This window comes from Gammaproteobacteria bacterium, from assembly GCA_013696315.1.
Lineage (GTDB): Bacteria > Pseudomonadota > Gammaproteobacteria > JACCYU01 > JACCYU01 > JACCYU01.
The window spans coordinates 1-4,115 of sequence record JACCYU010000104.1 but is presented as its reverse complement, the minus strand read 5'-3'; the positions used below and the strand labels follow the sequence as shown (position 1 = coordinate 4,115).

The 4,115-nt window shown below is 59.4% G+C and carries 4 protein-coding genes; 3 read left to right on the top strand and 1 reads right to left on the bottom strand.

The window, feature by feature from the left end; translation table 11 throughout:
- The 3 genes from H0V34_06365 to H0V34_06355 all read left to right on the top strand — a co-directional run.
- Positions 1–282: cupin domain-containing protein (locus tag H0V34_06365; protein ID MBA2491335.1), on the top strand; the 282-nt coding region annotated here is incomplete at its 5' end.
- 89 nt (positions 283–371) lie between these two features.
- Complete coding sequence (locus tag H0V34_06360) at positions 372–1,175, top strand: cyclase family protein (GenBank protein MBA2491334.1); 804 nt, start codon at positions 372–374, stop codon at positions 1,173–1,175.
- Between the two features lie 62 nt (positions 1,176–1,237).
- Complete coding sequence (locus tag H0V34_06355; GenBank protein ID MBA2491333.1) at positions 1,238–2,266, top strand: NAD(P)-binding domain-containing protein; 1,029 nt, start codon at positions 1,238–1,240, stop codon at positions 2,264–2,266.
- Between the two features lie 122 nt (positions 2,267–2,388).
- Here the strand turns inward: H0V34_06355 and H0V34_06350 are convergent.
- On the bottom strand, positions 2,389–4,115 hold a 1,727-nt coding region (locus tag H0V34_06350; protein ID MBA2491332.1), incomplete at its 5' end, for an ATP-binding cassette domain-containing protein.

Genomic DNA, 4,115 nt, shown 5'->3' with positions numbered 1-4,115 from the left:
GTCACCGCGCTGGAAGTGGAGATCGCTCCGGGCAAGCAAACCGGCTGGCATACGCATCCTTATCCCACCTATGGTTACATCCTCTCGGGCGCCGTGACGATAGAAATAAGGGGCGGTAAGCGTATTCACTACGAGGCTGGAGAAGCTTTTGCCGAGGCAGTCGGCGTGCCTCACAACGGCATTACCCGCGGCAAGGCGCCGACAAAAATCCTGGTTTTCTTTACCGGCGAGGCGGGGAAGCCTTATACGGTACTCGATGAGAGGCAAGCAGGCGCCGATTGAATCGGAGACGTCACAACAGCGTCTCGATCGCGCGCTTAACGAGACGCCGGTTCGCGCCACGCGATGATTGAGCAAATCGGAGTACATCGATGTTATCCAAACCAGCCTGGTTGCTGTCTCTGCTTCTTCTTGCACTCGCGGCGGGTTGTGACAGAGCGGCCTTGCTTCCACCTGGTGAATGGATTGATCTCACCTATTACCTGTCCACTGAAACCATCTACTGGCCGACGGCAAAGCCGTTCAAGCTGCATACCGTCTCTGAAGGGATGACGGAAAAGGGCTATTACTATGCAGCCTATCAGTTCTGTGCCGCCGAGCACGGCGGCACGTATATCGACGCGCCGATCCACTTCGCAAAAGGCCGTAAGACGCTCGATCAAATCCCCGTGACGCAGCTTATCGCGCCGGCTGTAAAAATAGATGTCTCGGAGAGAGTAAACGCAAACCGGAACCACCAGATCAGCGCCGAAGATCTTACCGACTGGGAGTCCGCCCACGGCAGGATACCCGATGGCAGCATCGTGCTCTTGCAAACAGGATTCGGCCAGTACTGGCCTGATGCGGTTAAATACTTAGGTACGGCGAAACGCGGCCCCGAAGGCGTCGCCGAACTAAATTTTCCGGGCTTACATCCCGACGCGGCCGCGTGGTTAACGCGCAATCGAGACGTCAACGCGGTAGGCATAGACACCGCCAGCATCGACTATGGACAATCCAGTACCTTTGGCAGCCACGTGGCGCTGATGACGCATGACATCCCGGCGTTCGAGAATGTCGCTAATCTAGATAAACTTCCAGTGGAGGGAATACAGATCGTCGCGCTGCCGATGAAGATCAAAGGCGGCAGCGGCGGCCCGCTGCGCATCGTCGCCTTTCTCCCCGATGGCGGATGATGGGCAGGCATTGAATAATTGAATGATGCGCGTGTTCACGCGTGCGACTCTCGGGCAGAATTGTGGACAGGCAATGTGATCTCCTGATCATCGGCGCGGGTCCATTCGGACTCGCGATGGCTGCGTACACCCGGCATCTGGATATCGATCATCTCGTGGTCGGCAACCCCATGTCCTTCTGTAAGGAACACATGCCTGCAGGCATGTTGCTGCGCTCCGCCTGCGACTGGCATCTGGATGCCGCTTGTGTTTACACGATCGAACGCTTTGTGGATGACCAGGGACTCAAATCCGCCGATGTGACGCCGTTGTCGCTTGAGTTTTATTTGAGCTACGCGCAATGGTTTCAGCAGCAAGCCGCGATTGAGGCCATGCCTTCGCACGTTCGCCGCCTCGACATGGTGGACCGTCGGGGCGCCCGGTTTCAAGCCGAGATTGAGAACGGCGATATCATACGCGCCAAATACGTACTACTCGCCATTGGGTTCAAGCACTTCGCGCACCAGCCTGGGGAACTGATCGCTCGCCTGCCGCGGAACCGCTTTAAGCACACCTGCGATCTGGTTGACCTGGAAGGTCTCAAAGGCAAACGCTGTCTTGTCGTCGGCGGACGCCAGAGCGCCTTAGAGTGGGCCGCCCTGCTCAATGATGCCGGCGCCGAGACCGTGCATGTCTCGTATCGCCACGACAGCCCGCGTTTCGTCGAGTCGGACTGGGCCTGGGTCAACCCACTTATCGAACGTTTCGTGACCGCGCCGGGCTGGTATCGCGCGCTCCCGTCGAACGAACGCGAGGCGCTCAATTATCGATTCTGGGTGGAGGGTCGCCTCAAAGTCGAACCGTGGCTTGAGCCGAGATGTCGGACGCACCAGATTAAATTGTGGCCGCGTACGCAAATCGAAGCCATGACGCGCCCCGACGGAGAAATACAGGTGGCGCTAAATAACGGAAGCGTTCTGGCGGTCGACCAGATCATTCTCGCAACTGGCTACAAAGCGGACATCTCGAAGGTGCCGCTGCTAGCTCAGGGCAACCTGCTGTCGAAGCTCGGGTTACGAGACGGTTGCCCAATGCTCGATGACAATCTGTAAACGACGATCCCGGGTTTGTTCATCACCAGCCTGCTCGCTACCCAGGAATTCGGTCCCTTCTTTGCGTTCACGGTGTCGGCGCGCACCTCCGCTCGCCTGGTCGCGCAAGGCACGCGCTAAACCTACCGACTCTCCAGCTCCGCCCACCTTTCCACCGCCTGTTCCAGTGCGTCCTTTTTCGTCTTTAGCTTTTCCAGCACTGGCTGCACTTCTTCGAACGGCTGTGCGTAGAACTCAGGTTCGGCGGTTTGCGACTCCAGTGTGGCGATGTCGTTCTCCAAGGATTCGATACGATCGGGTAGTTTTTCCAGCTCGCGCTGTAATTTGTAGCTCAGTTTTCTGGGCGGCTTTACGGCAGGCGCGCTGATTCGATCGACACCGTTATCCGGTGCGCGCTGGGTTTCGATACCCGCGCGATTCGGATCGTCCTTTTCCGCCAGTTGCCGGCCGCGGCGCGCCCAGTCGCTGAAACCGCCGACGTAGCTTCGCACCTTGCCATCGGGCTCGAACACCAGGGTGCTGGTGATGACGTTGTCGAGAAACTCGCGGTCGTGGCTGACGACGATCAGGGTGCCCTGATATTCGACCAGCCGGTCTTCCAGCACTTCCAGGGTCTCGACGTCCAGGTCGTTGGTCGGTTCGTCCAGCACCAGCAGATTCGATGGCCGCGTAAACAGGCGCGCCAGAATCACGCGGTTGCGCTCGCCGCCGGAGAGCGCTCTGACCGGGGTCATGGCGCGTTTGGCGCTGAACAGAAAGCCGCGCAGATAGCCGATGACATGACGGTCCTTGCCGTTGAGCTTGATGTAATCGTGGCCGTCGCTCACCAGTTCCGCGATGGTCTTGTCCGGGTCCAGCTCGCGGCGCATCTGGTCGAAATAACCGATCTGCAGATTGGTGCCGAGCTTGACCACTCCGGCTTGCGGCGCCAGCTCGCCAAGCATAATGCGCAGCAAAGTGCTTTTGCCGACGCCGTTGTTGCCGATCAGTCCGATGCGGTCGCCGCGCATGACCTTGAGCGATAAATGTTCTATCAAGATCTCGCCGCCGTAGCCGTGCGTGACGTTTTTCAGCTCGATCACCTTGCGCCCGGATTCCTGTTCGGATTGCTCGATATGAATGCGCGCGGACTGTTCCGGCCTGAAGCGCTGGCGTTCGGCGAACTCCACGCGCATCGCCTCCAGCGCGCGCACCCGGCCCTCGTTGCGCGTGCGCCGCGCCTTGATGCCCTGACGTATCCACGATTCCTCTTCGGCCAGTTTCTTGTTGAAGCCGGCGCGATCCAGCGCTTCCGCGTTCATCGCTTCATCTTTGCGCCGCAGGAAATTCTGGTAATCGCCCGGCCAGCTGGTCAGGCGCGTGCGGTCGAGTTCGACGATACGCGTCGCCAGCCTCTGCAGGAACGCGCGATCGTGCGTAATGAACAGCACGCTGCCCTGATAATTACGGATGCGGTTTTCCAGCCACTCGATCGCGGCCAGATCCAGATGATTGGTGGGTTCGTCCAGCAGCAACAGTTCGGGATTGGACACCAGTGCGCGAGCGAGCCCGACTCTACGCTGCCAGCCACCGGATAAGTTCTCGAGATGCGCGTCCCCCGGTATTTCGAGTTCGGTGAGTACCGTCTCCACGCGGCGTTCCAGATCCCAGCCGCCCTCGGCGTCGATGCGCCGCTGCAGGTGTTCGAGCTCACGCAAGCCCGCCGCGTCCATGTGCTGCTGCGATTGATCGTGATACTGCTCGATGAGGCCGGCCAGATGCGCAAGCCCGCCGCTGACATACGCCTTCGCGGTCAGCTTTAGCTCATCCGGCAACGCTTGTGCAAGCTGGCTGATGCGCAGGTCCGCGC

What these genes read in the sequence shown, in the direction of transcription:
- H0V34_06360 (MBA2491334.1), top strand. Translation starts at nt 372, where the DNA reads ATGTTATCCAAACCAGCCTGGTTGCTGTCTCTGCTTCTTCTTGCACTC.